The organism is Blautia luti, assembly GCF_013304735.1.
Taxonomy (GTDB): Bacteria; Bacillota; Clostridia; order Lachnospirales; family Lachnospiraceae; genus Blautia_A.
On the sequence record NZ_JAAITI010000023.1, the window covers coordinates 17,178 to 31,390 of the forward strand.

Annotated in this window: 11 protein-coding genes and 1 pseudogene; 1 reads left to right on the top strand and 11 read right to left on the bottom strand. The window is 41.8% G+C overall.

The features are described from left to right. Positions 1–368 precede the first annotated feature (368 nt). The 8 genes and pseudogenes from G5B06_RS12410 to G5B06_RS12445 all read right to left on the bottom strand — a co-directional run bounded on the left by G5B06_RS12410 (position 369) and on the right by G5B06_RS12445 (position 9,716). On the bottom strand, positions 369–1,046 hold the full coding sequence (locus G5B06_RS12410) for a hypothetical protein (RefSeq protein WP_148447072.1): 678 nt from the start codon (positions 1,044–1,046) through the stop codon (positions 369–371). Beyond that, positions 1,043–1,486, bottom strand: coding sequence for a hypothetical protein (locus G5B06_RS12415; protein ID WP_148447074.1), 444 nt, complete (start codon positions 1,484–1,486; stop codon positions 1,043–1,045). Before G5B06_RS12415 ends, G5B06_RS12410 begins: the two co-directional genes overlap by 4 nt. 4 nt (positions 1,487–1,490) lie before the next feature. Beyond that, a complete protein-coding gene (locus G5B06_RS12420; protein ID WP_148447076.1) occupies positions 1,491–1,913 on the bottom strand; it encodes a MarR family winged helix-turn-helix transcriptional regulator in 423 nt (140 codons plus the stop codon). 173 nt (positions 1,914–2,086) lie between these two features. Further along, positions 2,087–4,060 carry a bifunctional metallophosphatase/5'-nucleotidase gene (locus G5B06_RS12425; protein ID WP_173763022.1) on the bottom strand — a complete coding sequence of 658 codons (1,974 nt, stop codon included), beginning with the start codon at positions 4,058–4,060 and terminating at the stop codon, positions 2,087–2,089. Between the two features lie 13 nt (positions 4,061–4,073). Continuing rightward, positions 4,074–4,487, bottom strand: a pseudogene (locus G5B06_RS19635) (EamA family transporter). 59 nt (positions 4,488–4,546) lie between these two features. Next, the gene (locus G5B06_RS12435) at positions 4,547–5,761 is read right to left on the bottom strand and encodes an AI-2E family transporter (protein ID WP_294409018.1); all 1,215 of its coding nucleotides are present in this window, start codon (positions 5,759–5,761) and stop codon (positions 4,547–4,549) included. 2 nt (positions 5,762–5,763) lie between these two features. Next, entirely contained in the window at positions 5,764–8,382 is a 2,619-nt protein-coding gene (locus G5B06_RS12440) for a cation-translocating P-type ATPase (protein WP_173772183.1), read from the bottom strand. A gap of 560 nt (positions 8,383–8,942) precedes the next feature. After that, on the bottom strand, positions 8,943–9,716 hold the full coding sequence (locus G5B06_RS12445) for a NifB/NifX family molybdenum-iron cluster-binding protein (RefSeq protein ID WP_148447085.1): 774 nt from the start codon (positions 9,714–9,716) through the stop codon (positions 8,943–8,945). Positions 9,717–10,299: 583 nt separating this feature from the next. On the opposite strand from G5B06_RS12445, the gene G5B06_RS12450 reads away from it, so the two are divergent. Continuing rightward, a complete protein-coding gene (locus G5B06_RS12450) occupies positions 10,300–11,556 on the top strand; it encodes a transposase (protein WP_173772185.1) in 1,257 nt (418 codons plus the stop codon). 147 nt (positions 11,557–11,703) lie between these two features. On the opposite strand, the gene G5B06_RS12455 is transcribed toward G5B06_RS12450, so the two are convergent. The 3 genes from G5B06_RS12455 to G5B06_RS12470 form a co-directional block, all read right to left on the bottom strand. Then, on the bottom strand, positions 11,704–12,168 hold the full coding sequence (locus G5B06_RS12455; RefSeq protein ID WP_173772187.1) for a hypothetical protein: 465 nt from the start codon (positions 12,166–12,168) through the stop codon (positions 11,704–11,706). A 117-nt stretch (positions 12,169–12,285) separates the two neighbouring features. Beyond that, entirely contained in the window at positions 12,286–12,981 is a 696-nt protein-coding gene (locus G5B06_RS19255; protein WP_202030858.1) for a CatB-related O-acetyltransferase, read from the bottom strand. Between the two features lie 16 nt (positions 12,982–12,997). Then, positions 12,998–14,209, bottom strand: coding sequence for a glycosyltransferase (locus G5B06_RS12470; protein WP_173772189.1), 1,212 nt, complete (start codon positions 14,207–14,209; stop codon positions 12,998–13,000). Positions 14,210–14,213 lie beyond the last annotated feature (4 nt).

Genomic DNA, 14,213 nt, shown 5'->3' on the forward strand with positions numbered 1-14,213 from the left:
GTATTCTTATTTTCTTGGTTTCTTTACTTTTAATTTTATTATAAAGGCTGTTTTCATTAAAGTCAATAGTTTACCGCACTCTCAATATGTAAGCCCACCATATCATCAAGACACAGATTTTTGGATATAATTTCTCAATTTTCCTGTAAAATAAAGGTTTTGTCGACATACCACTCTTTTTTCCTTATCACAAGTTGGCATTTTCTTTTTCAAATTAACTCATTAAAGCACCTTGTTATTTTTTTACTGGCATCCAAGTAGATGCCAGTTTATAGTTTATACTCTTTTCACAGAACTTTTATCCCGGGTTTCGAGTACCTGACCCCACTGTGCCACTATGGTCAGGCGGTTACTTAATGCACGCTGTGCTAAAACAGAAGCTGAAGTCCCATTGCAATGATCCACATATATGCACAGGTCTTCGGGATCATCAGTAATCCGACCTTAGGCTTTGTTTTGCTGAATAAGGTTACCGGAAGATAACATCCAAAGGAAATGATGATCGCAGCAACCATTCTTGTCATGTGATACCCATTCGCATTTCCGGAGATCGCATACAGAATGATCACACCGATACCGGTAACTGCAAAAACTGCATTTCTCAGGATGGATAATTTCATATTTCCATCATCTGTACACCAGTTATTCTGAGGAAGGAAGCATACCACGATCCTGATGATCGCAGAGATCCAGATCATTGCTTCCACTGCAGCCGGTGCGTTCAGCTCCGGGAAGGTAAGCTTCCATACATACAGTAAAATAATATAAAATACAGTCATCGTGATCGAAGATACCTGTAATCCGATTCCCAGCTGTCTCCTGATCTTCTCACTGCTTCCATGGACAGCTCTGATGATCCTTGGCACCAGATGGAACGCATCTCCGCCACAAAGTGTCAATGTCAGTACTCCGTAAAGGATAAACAAAGGGTTTCCCTTCGAAAATACAAAGAAAAGAATTCCTGCGATCAGATCAAAGATCAAATATCCTGCGTCAAATATTGCCTCCATAATGTCCGGCATGTTTTTCTTACTGCTTTCTCTCATGCTTCCTGCTCCTTTGTGATCAATTGTTTATAACAAAAATAATTTCTGGTAAATACAACTCCCGCCAGGGCCAGTGCACAGCCGAGACCGGAATAGAAAAAAGCAACGAAGATATCAGGGAATATTCCCGCTGCCCTGAAACCAATCCCTCCGCTCATCATGCAAGTCATGATCAGATATGCTTTCAGATCAAAAAAATGCCAGAACGGACGGTGACTCTCATATCCCAGGATCCTTTTGGTATGCTTTTTGCTCATCTTATAAAACATCATGCCAAACAAAAAAAATACAACGACCGAAAACAGATACAGATACCACTTCCGATCGATCACCCGGTATGATAATATCCCAAGTCTGGCAACGTTAAATCCGGCGATCAGCCATACAATACCCGCGATCAGCAAAAGAGTCCTTTTCTTTACATGAAATCTCTTTTTCATCCTCTCACCTCATATATTTATCCGCATTTTCGCAGATCTTATGAAACACCTCTTTACAAATACGCTTCTCTTCCATTGTCAGGCCGTCCAAAGCGATCTTTGCAAATTCCTTCTGTGCTTTTATTCCATCTTCAATGATCAGATCTGCCTTATTTAATAAAACGATCTCGATATGCTTCTTATTGTCCGCACTCTGGATCCTTTCGATCAGACCTCTGCTCTCCAGATTTTTCAGAGAAGAGGACACGTGGGATTTCGTCGACTTACGGACCTTAACGATCTCAGCCGCAGTATTATGCTGCGGATTGTTGTGCAAAAACATAAGGATATCATACTCCATATGCGTCAGCTGATATTTCTCGCATACACTCCCTGTGACTTTTTCATAACAGCTTGTTATCGTTTTATGCTGATCCCAGAAAAACATAACCTTCCTCCATATCTATTTGTTCTATTTAGAACGATTGTATGGCATTGCTCCATATTTGTCAACCATAAAATATCTTCTTTCAACATTTATATAGAGCTGCCACAAAATAAAAGCTGCCGCTTTGCGATCTATCAACCACTAAAGCGACAGCTTTCTTCTAAGCCGTATATTTATTTAGGATTTTTCTTTCCTTTTCTGACTCTGATCCTGCGGATCATCCTTCGGATCAGAAATACCACAAGCACAATGATCACAATAAAGAGCAGGCAAATACCTGCGATCATTGCCGAAAACTTATTGGGCTGCTTCACCAGATCAATGATATTTCTGCTGTCCTCCACAACCTTACGTCCATGTGTCGTCTCATAATATTCCGGCACATTGGCAATTCCATCGCCATCTGTATCTTTAAAGGACTGCATATATCTTGCGATCGCATCCCAGGCCTTTAACTCCCTGTCATCTTCCATGATCGCCTGATCTTCCAGATTTTCAATGGGATTTCCATCCCTGTCCTTCGGTTCAAGAGACAGCAGTCCATAGGACATTTTCATCACTGAACCAAGCATCTGGCCGGTATACAGATCTGTCACGACATGATACAGCTTATCATCCTGGATCTCGATCCGTTCTCCGTCTGTCCTGGTGAGATAACAATCTGTCACCTTATTCAGGATCATCCGATGTGGATTGTATGCAAAATTCAATCCACTGCAATATAACCTTGCCGTTGTCATAAAATCCGAAACAGAAGCGTCCACCTCCGCTGCCAGCTTCAGCTCCTTTCCGGTCAGGTATGCACTGATCAGCGGATATCCGGCAACACCGTCCTTTCCGATCCCCAGTGAAAAGGAATTAAAAACATCCTCTACTGTGATATCTCCCTTTGTGTATGTATCCCGCACGGTTCCGCTTGGAACAACGGCTACATCAACCGGATCACCATCATAATACTCGGAATTCTCCACTGCATATATGTATGCATCGGACATGATATCACCAAGATTCAGTTCTTCATGCTTCGTGCCCATTTCTTCCAGACTGTTGAATTCAACATCATTTTCAGCAAGAACCTCTTCCCTTGTATAGCCAAAATCGGAAAGATAATTCTTATCTACCGTATCCATCAGGGCATCGATCCGTTTCTGTGTCGCCTGATCCGGTTTTATCTCCTCAGAAACAGGAATCAGCTCATAGGATGTCAGCTCCCAACGTCCATCCTGCTTCTGTGTCATGGAAAGTGAGCCGAGATTTCTTCCGTATTCGCCGCAGGATACGATATATGTGTTCCCATGCTGAATTGCCTCTTTCAGCTCTGAGTGCGTATGTCCGCTGATGATCAGATCGATATCCGGCACCTCTTTTGCAAGGATCTCATCCTCCGATTTGTTTTCATCCTCCCAGGTTCCTCCATGGGACACACAGGCGATCATATCCACTTTTTCATTTTTTCTGATCTCTTCGACCGTCTGTTTTACGGCCTCAACCGGATCCTTGAACTTTAATTCACAGGTCGGTGCACATTCCAGGGCATCCTTACCGAACACGCCGACTACTGCAGCCTTTACATCTCCCTTTTGAACTACTACATAATCCTTCACACCGTAGTCTTCAAATGCCGACCGGATCTGCTTCTGACCATCGCTTAATCCATCCTGCTCCATGCTGTCCCAGTCCACGTTGCACACCACCAGCGCCGGCACTGTCTCACCGGAATCCTTCGCAGCCTCCAGCATATTTGCCAGTCCCTTTGAACGATAATCATATTCATGATTTCCCAGAGTCGTCACATCATACCCCAGATATCCCAGCATCCGAAGCTCTGCCGCCTCCGTATCGTATACGGTCTGGATCAGTGTTCCCATGGAAAAATCGCCGCCATCCAGCACCAGGGTGTCCGGATCTTCCTGTTTCTTTTCATCGATCAGGGTTTTGATCCTTGCAAATCCGCCAACCTCTTTTTGCTCCCCATCTACAATGGTTGAAAAGCTGTTCAAATGCGAATGTGTATCATGACTGAACAAAACGTCGATCTGCTTTGTCTCTGCCGCTTCCACCGGAACATTCCATGTAAGGGGAAGCAGCAATGTGACAGCAAGCATGATCGCCAGCAGCCTTGCTGAAATTTTCTTTCGTGTTTTCATAACCCTCTCCTTTTCATAAAACCATCAGCAATGTTCCTGCACCGATCAAAGCACACCCAAGCAGAGATCTTGCTGTAAATTTCTCGTGCAGAAAAACAAAAGCCAGTACCAGTGTGATCACGACACTCAGCTTGTCTATCGGCACAACCTTCGATGCATCTCCTATCTGCAGAGCACGATAATAGCATAACCACGAAGCACCCGTTGCCAGACCTTAAAGGATCAGAAACAGCCAGCTTTTTTTGCTGATCGCTGCGATCCCTCCCTGGGTATTTGTAAGGAAAACCATTCCCCACGCCATAACCAGCACCACCATCGTTCGAATCGCTGTTGCAAGATTCGAATTAACACCGGCAATACCTATCTTGGCCAGTATGGAGGTCAGCGCCGCAAATACAGCAGACAGTAAGGCAAACACAAACCACATAGTAACTCCCCCCTTAAATATAAGATTTTTCTTAACTATCCCAATACAAGTCCATCATATCATTTCCCCTCTGATATGTCACTATTTACAATTTCCTCCTCCGTATATTCCTCTATTTCTGTCTTTGTCACCTGTTTGATATGCTTTTTTTTCAGGCGCAGATATACGAATTCCCGAAAAATAGTATAGAACACGGAAAGCAGCGGAATGAAAACAAGCATACCTACAATTCCCATAAGATTTCCGCCGATCGTAACTGCTGCAAGAACCCAGATCGACGGAAGCCCTACGGATTCACCTACAACATGAGGATAGATCAGATTTCCCTCGATCTGCTGCAGCACCAGGAATACTATAATAAATAAGATCGCCTGATTCGGGCTTACCATAAAGATCAAAAAGCTTCCCACCGCACATCCGATGAAGGCCCCGAAAATCGGGATCAATGCCGTAAACGCAATCAAAACTCCGATCAGAAGTGCATATGGCATCCTCAAAATACTCAATATAACAACAAACATACAGCCGAGGATCACGGCTTCCAGACACTGACCTGCAAGAAAATTTGCAAATGTCCGATAAGTCAGAGAACAGACTTTAAGAAAAGCATCTGCTTTTTTCCCTGGAAGAAAAGCGAAAAATACTTTTCGGATCTGCACATGCAACTTCTCCTTCTGAAAAAGGACATAGCAGGCAAATGAAAAAGCAATAAAAAAGGTTGCCAATCCACTGACTATGGAACCCACTGCTGACATTGTGGTATTCATCATATTTCCTGCACCGTTTCCAAGAAGGCTTATCCCCCACTTGATCGCCTGATCCGGATTAAACTGTACCTGATCTACCAGCTTCATGATCTCCTGGTTATTATGGGAAAATTCCCGGATCCAGCTTTGCATCTGCGGAATAAAATCAGCGATGCTCATCATCAGGGTTCCCATTGTCCGCGTAAGCTGCGGGATCACACCAAACATCACCAGTACGATCACGCCAACCACAAATACGATCGTAAGAAGCAGACTTATCGGTCTTGCCAGTTTTACGACTATCTTATTTTCTTTTTTTACCCTTCCAAAAATTTTCTTTTCCAAAAAGCTCATTGGCACGTTGGTCACAAATGCGATCGCTCCGCCAAGTACAAAGGGAAATGCGATCCCCCATATTGCTTTCAGCACATCAAGCACCACATCAAATTTCCACAGAGCGATCACAAGAAATGCTGTAAACACAATAAGCTCCCGGATTTTTTTTACAGATATTTTACTTATATCCACTATCATTCTCCTCTTTTTCTTAATTTCATGCGTACCCATTTAAGCAGCTGAATGATCGGAAGACTTGCAAATGCATACAGATATACACAGCCAAGCTGCATCAGATCCAGGGTCTCTACTTTAAACAGGAGATGAAAGCCGGGAACCGTCAGTACAACGGTAATGAGTACTGCACCAAGTGCAAATGCCCCCTGAAGCCATTTATTATTAAAGAAACGTTTTGTAAAGATAACCGGATGATCCGATTTGCAGTTGAATCCATGGAACAAACGTGCCAGGCAAAGTGTTCCGAAGGCATAGGTACTTCCAAGCAGCGCACCATTCTGATGATATCCTGTCAAAAATCCGATCATCGTCATCCCACCGATCACAAAGCCTTCCAGCCCGATTTTACCAAGAAAATCCTTTGTCAGTATTGACTCGTCTGCTGATCTTGGTTTCTCATTCATCACCTCACTGCTGTGCGGCTCCACGCCTAACGCAATCGCCGGAAGACTGTCTGTCAAAAGATTGATAAACAGCAGATGTACCGGTGCAAAGGGAACCGGAAGTCCGGCAAGGGATGCACAAAGAACTGCCAGGATTGCACCAAAATTTCCGGACAAAAGAAACTGGATCGCATACTTGATATTCTGATATAAATTTCGTCCGTTTTCCACAGCTTTTACAATTGTTGCAAAATTATCATCTGTAAGCACCATTGCTGCAGCATCCTTTGCGACCTCGGTTCCGGTCACTCCCATTGCAACACCAATGTCTGCCTGCTTCAATGCCGGAGCATCATTCACACCGTCTCCGGTCATTGCCACGATCATCCCCTTCTCCTGCCATGCACGGACAATACGGATCTTGTGCTCCGGTGACACTCTTGCATACACGGAAATATTCGGAACAAATTCCTTCAGCTGCTCATCATTCATATTTTCAATATCAGCACCCTCACAGGCCTCCGACAGATCATATAAGATCCCGATCCTCTTTGCAATTGCCGCTGCTGTGATCTTATGGTCTCCTGTGATCATGACCGGTCGGATCCCCGCTTTTATACATTCTGCAACTGCAGCCTTTGATTCTTCCCTCGGCGGATCCATCATAGCGATCAGACCAAGAAATACCAGCTGGTTCTCATCTTCTGTCGTCAATACATGGTTCTCTGGAATTTCACGATAGGTAAATGCCAGTACCCGCAACCCTTCCATTGAAAATTCCTGATTCTGTCTCTGGATCTTTTCTTTATCTGCTTCTGTGATTTCCCGCACTCCGTCCTTCGTCCAGATCCTGTCGGTCAGCTCCAGAAGCCGGTCAACAGCACCTTTCACGATCATACGGTTCTCGCCATCGATCCTGTGAAGTGTTGACATCATCTTACGGTCACTGTCAAAGGGAAGCTCTCCTTCCCTTGGATAAAGCGTTCTTACCTCTGCAGCCTCGATCCCGTACCGGCTGCCCAGATTGATCAATGCTGTTTCCGTCGGATCTCCGATCTCCACACCATTTTCATTTGTTGAATCATTACATAAAATGCTGTAGTCCAAAAGACATCTCTGCGCCGGATCTGCCACATTGATTGCAGCTGCTGTGATCCTTTTTCCATCAATATAATAATCTTCCACTGTCATTTTGTTCTGTGTGAGCGTCCCGGTCTTATCCGAACAGATAACAGATACGCTTCCAAGACCTTCCACAGCCTGAAGCTTACGAATGATCGCATGCTCCTTTGCCATCTTCTGTGTTCCGAAAGAAAGCACAATTGTCACGATAGAACTTAACGCTTCCGGGATCGCTGCGACTGCAAGTGCTACTGCAAACATAAATGCACTGCTGATCTTCTCTCCGCGGAATACACTGATCGCAAACAGAATTCCGCAAAATATCAGGATCAGAATGGAAAGCTTCTTTCCAAAATCATCCAGATTCGCCTGAAGTGGCGTCTGTTTTTCCGAAGTTGATTTCAGAAGTCCCGCAATCTTTCCAACTTCTGTCTGCATTCCCACATTCGTTACAACTGCTCTGCCACGCCCATATGTGACAAAGCTTCCGGAAAACAGCATGTTTGTCCGATCACCAAGCGGTGTTTCCTCCAAAATAGTGTCCATACTCTTTTCAACTGCAAGACTTTCTCCGGTAAGAGCACTTTCATCGACCTTAAGACTTGCATTTTCAAGCAGTCTTCCATCGGCCGGGATCATATCACCTGCTTCAAGAAGGATCACATCTCCTACAACCAGTTCTCTTGCCGGGAGCTGTACCGCCACACCATCACGCAATACCTTTGCCTCCGGTCCGGAAAGCTTCTTTAAGCTCTGCAGGGACTGCTCAGCCTTTACTGTCTGCACAGTTCCCAAGATCGCATTGATCGTGATAACGATCACGATAACTGCTGCACTTTCCACATCTCCAAGCATACCGGATATCACTGCCGATGCGATCAGGATCAGCACCAGAAAATCCTTATACTGCTCAAAGAAGATCTGCAAAATACTTTTTTTCTTTCCTTCTGCAAGCTCATTCCATCCGCACTTCTCTCTGGACCGTCTGACCTGTTCATCGGTAAGCCCTGATTCCCTGCTTTCCACACGCTCGAGAACTTCCTCTGCTGTCTGCTGATAAATTTCCTTCATTACCTTTACCTCCTTTTTTGCAAATATTCACCAACTGTAATTTTTTTATGCAATAAAGGATTTTTTTGATAAATGATATAAAAAAAGAAACCCTTATTGCATAACAAAAAATGCAATAAAAGTCTCACCATTTCCCTGCAGCGCCGGATGTTTCCACCGTACTGACGACACTGCAAACGCAGATTTCCAAACGTAGGTTACTCCCCTTTATCAGGTTTAATAGTATAACAGGATCGGTACCTCTGTCAAGATACTTTATAAATCACACCTTGCAAATATGATACTCCGGCAACAAAAAAACTCCCATTTTTTGAGTGGGAGTCCTTCCGTTACCCTGGAAACATTATGGACCTGCAGCCGTTTTATTACCTTTTAAGATTTATTACTTTGATCAGCTACAATATTACCCTGCACAACTCTTCCCTGGTCTTTTCCTTTTCTCAGTCCTCGAACTACCTGTACATTTTTTATCACTGCTGATAAAAACAAAAACTCTTTGTAATAATGACTGCAAAACGCCTTTGTACATCCTTGTGTATTATTATTTTTTGCTATTTTTCTTAATGACAGCTATGGCTTCCACATCCATGCTCGCCACATGTATGTCCTTCCCCGTGGCTGTGCTCATGATGAGAACACTTAACATCCGGATTATAATCGAGTGTTTCATTGATAAAAGCTTCTACTGCTTCATCCGCATCTCCGGAAACTCCTCCGAAAAGCTTAATGCCGGCTGCCGCTAACGCTGTCTGTGCGCCGCCTCCGATTCCGCCACAGATCAAAACATCTGCATTCAATGCATTAAGAACTCCCGCCAATGCACCGTGTCCGCTTCCATTCGTATCTACTACTTCTGAATGTACTACTTTTCCTTCCTCTACATCGTAAATCTTAAATGTTTCTGTGTGTCCGAAGTGCTGAAAAATCTGTCCGTTTTCATATGTTACTGCTATTCTCATGATACCCTCTCCTTTTTCCACTGCATATTTTTTGTAAATTTCCTGCTTGTAACACCCTCCAAGGTTGCAGTTACTGCTCTGGCCGTCACAGATTCTGAAATCCCCACCCTCGATTCTGAGTGGATATCCATCAATGAGAGCATCTGCTATTTTCTTCCTGGCAATCTCGTAAATCCGTTGAACGGTTGTTCTTGCGACTTGCATAGATGCTGCGCACTGCTCCTGACTATAACCTTTCTTGTCCAAAAGACGGATTGTCTCGTACTCATCTACCGTCAGAACAATGGGTGTTTTTTTGTCAGTATCGTCTGCCGGAAGAAATTCTAAAACATTGGGGAAATGGCAAACTTTTCTGCATTTTACTGGTCTCGGCATAAACTGCTCCTTTCTCGCTTTTCTTATATAATAGCTCTATAAAAGGCATATGTCAATAACATTTTTGACATATGCCCACATCCCTCATTTCGAGTACCTGACCCCACTGTGGTAAAAACAATGGAATATTTTTCCCCTCAGACAGATGACCCTGATCTGTCTGTTTGTCGTGTCCAAAACCGATAATTCTCACTCTTTTTCTTGTAATTTTATTACATACATGTTTCTTTTAATCATACCGAACACTTTATCGAACATCTAGCTTAATAGCATTGCCTAGTGTGTTCCGCAAGCAGATGCCAGTTTATAGTTTATAGTTTATACTCTTTTCACAGAACTTTTATCCCAGCTTTCGAGTACCTGACCCCACTGTGGTCAGACCCCACTGTGGTCAACTTAAGAAGTTCATAAAAATTTTAGAATTCTCTCAAGCCTTGTTTTACCTGCATTTCAAAGAATTCTTCCTTCTTTTCTTAAAAAAACTATTGACAAAACCTCCCAAAAATGCAGCCGCTTCGCGGCTTCTTAATCAAATAGTATCTCCCGCCCCGGAGAAATTCAATTACATTTTCAGGAGGTTTCTATGAATCGAATCACTATCTGCAAAACAATCATCCAATTCATTAAAAATTATATTACAGATCCTTCCAAATTGGAACCCCATCGCGCCAAAAATCGTTTCATCCGCAGCCGTAAACTCTCTATGCTCCACATTATTATGTATCTTTTTTATTCTTCCAAAGCTTCCATGTATCAAAATCTCTCTTCTATCCGTGAAGATCTCCCTCAGCTGGACTTTCCTTCCGTTTCCAAACAGGCTCTTTCCAAAGCCAGGCAGTTTATTTCCCCTGACTTATTTAAGGAGCTTTTCTACCTCTCCGTTGACCTTTTTTACAAGCATATCCCTGCCAGAAAACTTTGGCATGGCCTCCATCTTTTCGCCGTTGATGGCTCCAAACTTGAACTTCCTAATTCCCCCTCTAACTTCGACTTTTTTGGAAAACTTTTTGGGCATCCAGATCCTAACCGCCAGTTCTCCATGGCTCTTTCCTCTATTATTTATGATGTCCTCGATGATTATATCGTCCACGCTTCTCTACATCATTATCTTGCTTCCGAACGTTCTGCCGCTATCGAACATCTCAAAATCCTTAAAGATCTCGGGATCTTCCATAACAGTATCGTTATTTTTGACCGGGGCTATTATTCTCAGGATCTCTTCTGCCACTGTACTTCTCAGGGGCATCTCTGTCTTATGCGCCTGAAAGACAACTTCAAGATCTCTAAAAACTGTTCCGGCGACTCCCTCTCCATAATCTCTGGTATTACTGTTCGGGTTATCGAAGTTATCCTTGACAATGGTTCCAAAGAATACCTTGCCACCAATCTTCTCGACTCTTCTTTTACTCCCGATATGTTCCGTGAACTCTACTTTTACCGCTGGCCTGTGGAAACGAAATATAAGGAATTGAAAAGCAGACTCGCCATTGAAGATTTCAATGGTGCTACCTCCGTCTCTGTTTTTCAGGAATTTTATATCTCTATGCTTCTCTCCAATCTTTCTTCTCTCATTAAAAATGATGTTGATCAGCAACTCCGTATTTCTTCTAAAAGTTCTAACAAACACCGTTATCAGGCTAATAGATCTTATATCATTGGCCGCATGAAAAAGATTTTTCCTCAGATTTTATCCTGCAAAACTTCCCTTTCTTCCATTGATTCTCTCTTTCTTGATGCCTGCCGGTGCCGCTCGCAGATCCTTCCTGGCAGGTCCTTCCGCAGAAAGAAGAACAAAGCCAAAGGACGTACACATTTCAGGAATCTTAAAGTTTCTTTTTAATCTTTAATTTCATAATTTCTGCTTATTATTCAGGCTTTCGATTTTTCTGATCGTATGACCCTGGTTTCCTACGCTTATTTTTCTTCCCTGCTTCTTCTTTTCCTATTTCTCTTTAAAATCTGTTGCTTCTCTAAGACTGATTTTCTCTTAAGTTGACGCTATGTTTACCACATTGGTACCTGACCCCACTGTGGTCCCTAAATGCTCAATTACTCGAGTGAGTTCTTTTTCCTTCTCATCCATGTCATCCTTAAACATCCGGTTCAAAGATGGTATCGACCGATGATAATCTTGGATTTCGCCACGGAATAATTGCCGCTTGCTTGGAAATGTAATAATACGCAGTCCAAATGGCATCTGAATCACAGTCCCACTTGTCTGCATTATTTGAAACTCTTCAGTAAGCCAGTCCGTTTTCTTTGCGTATGTACCGTTTTTGATTGCCTCATCTCTGTTGGTCACTTCTGTTTTAACAGCTACAGCCCACATTTCATCTTGTTCGGCGTAATTCAGAAGCTGGTAAATGTCATCAATAGTAATATCGTGAACAATATTCTCCTGGGGATTTTCAAACAGCCAACCATTTTCATCATATATCAGCTTTGACAACATATTCAGTTCTCCCCTGTTTTGCAAAATATTGCCAGTTCATAATTCACATTATCGTCTAAAGCTATGCGTTCAAGCTTAATTGGGATATAAATACGTGATGCATTTTTTAAATCAGCCTCAACCTTCTCTATTTTCCCTCTCGCAGGTAAAAAGTTCACTTACAGCATCACTCGTTTTGCAAATGTCTTCGCAAAATAACACTTCATGTTTACAAATCCAACTATAGTCCTTATTCCACCATTCCAGTTTTTGCAATCTCTCAATCGTTAATTCATTAAAACGGTATCTGATTATTCGAGCTGGAACTCCTCCTACAATTGCATAAGCAGGAACATCATGTGTCACCACTGCACCCGCTGCAATAACAGCACCATCTCCAATATTAACACCAGACATAATGGTAACATTATTTCCAATCCAAACATCATTCCCAATCACTGTATTTTTTGTTTCCGGAAACACTCCCTCCCATGATTTGTTCAACAAGCGTATCTTCACTGGATAAGTTGACAACCTATTCAAATAGTGTTCTCCTGGGCCAATACAAACATTGTATGCAATGGAGCAGTATTTACCAATTGAAACCCCATCATAAATTAATGCTCCATTTATGTATGTATAATCCCCTATATAACCAGATTTTATCTCACCTACATACTTAACATCTTTTCCAAGGTATACATTATGTCCTATCTTATCTTTAGTTACCTGTGAAGAAGTAAATAAGAAATTCTTTACATGCGTTTTGTTGAAGATCACAAGCTTAATAGAATAAGGAATCCTACACAAATAATCTTTTATGTTCTTTAGCATATATCTCCCTCTCCTATCACTCTTTTATCAACTGTTCAAAAGAGTCCAAAGCCATTCTATTTAGTTTAATACATGAATTGATGCAATCTTTCTTCATAGCTTTCACTGAATCCATTCTCTCTATTGTTTCTCTTATTTTTTCATAAATAGCCTCGCTTGTTTTTTCTACCAGCCAACCATTTACATCGTTTTCAATGATATTATGGGCAGACTCATAATTTGTGCATATACAAGGGCATCCAACAGAAAGAGCTTCTATTAACACCATGCTATACGCTTCATAATCTGATGTTTGAACAAACAAATCCGCATACTGCATGTACGGGATAGCATTACTCTTTCTACCGACGAACACTAAATAATCATCTAATTCGAATTGAGCCGCTTGTTTTTTTAGCATCTCGAAATCCGGTCCATCACCAACTACTGTCCAGAAAACATTGTTTATTTTTTCCTCTTTAAACTTTCTACAGCAATCTAGTACTCTATCGATTCGCTTCTGTTGGTTATCCATTCGTGCAACTGTAAGCAAGTTAATTTTTCCATTACTTTTATATGGAGATGTTCCTGATTTTCTTTTTTCTATGCCCATTAGATTCAATGTATTGGTCACAACCTTTGATTTACCTTTATACTCAGGTACTATCTCATCAAAAATTTTTTTACAACCCTCACTAACATTAACCACATAATCAAAATCTTTATAATGCGCCAAACATATTTCCTTTGTCATTCCATGCTGTCTAGCATCGTTATGTATCCATGCAATTTTTCTCTGTGCATCGCAACATCTAAGAATATAATCATCGGATCCACCAATATATTCCCCATTAAACTTATCATTTGAAAATGAAATTGCGACATCATATTTTTCTTTATTCTTCATGGATTTAAGACAGAAATTTAATATTCTTTTATATCCAATCGCTTTTTTTAAGCATTTAACTAAAACAGCCATTATAATCTGTGACCTTGATTTATTTTTTTTCAAATCCTTTAGTTCTGAGCACGCATATTCAAGAATTCGATTTCCCTGGATAACATGTACATTTCCGGGAATAACCGTTGTAGGCGAGATATAATTTCCTATAACGCAAAGATCAATTACATATCCTGTATCACAGCACAAATTATTCAATATATTTAACAATGAGGACTCAATTCCTCCAATTCCCTTTAGCACAACAACCGAGAATAGTATTTTCATTAAAGCAATTCCTCTTTTCAAGCTT

Coding starts and splice junctions, on each gene's coding strand:
- G5B06_RS12410 (WP_148447072.1), bottom strand. CDS start 1,046: ATGAGAGAAAGCAGTAAGAAAAACATGCCGGACATTATGGAGGCAATA.
- G5B06_RS12415 (WP_148447074.1), bottom strand. CDS start 1,486: ATGAAAAAGAGATTTCATGTAAAGAAAAGGACTCTTTTGCTGATCGCG.
- G5B06_RS12420 (WP_148447076.1), bottom strand. CDS start 1,913: ATGTTTTTCTGGGATCAGCATAAAACGATAACAAGCTGTTATGAAAAA.
- G5B06_RS12425 (WP_173763022.1), bottom strand. CDS start 4,060: ATGAAAACACGAAAGAAAATTTCAGCAAGGCTGCTGGCGATCATGCTT.
- G5B06_RS12440 (WP_173772183.1), bottom strand. CDS start 8,382: ATGAAGGAAATTTATCAGCAGACAGCAGAGGAAGTTCTCGAGCGTGTG.
- G5B06_RS12445 (WP_148447085.1), bottom strand. CDS start 9,716: ATGCCGAGACCAGTAAAATGCAGAAAAGTTTGCCATTTCCCCAATGTT.
- G5B06_RS12450 (WP_173772185.1), top strand. CDS start 10,300: ATGAATCGAATCACTATCTGCAAAACAATCATCCAATTCATTAAAAAT.
- G5B06_RS12455 (WP_173772187.1), bottom strand. CDS start 12,168: ATGTTGTCAAAGCTGATATATGATGAAAATGGTTGGCTGTTTGAAAAT.
- G5B06_RS19255 (WP_202030858.1), bottom strand. CDS start 12,981: ATGCTAAAGAACATAAAAGATTATTTGTGTAGGATTCCTTATTCTATT.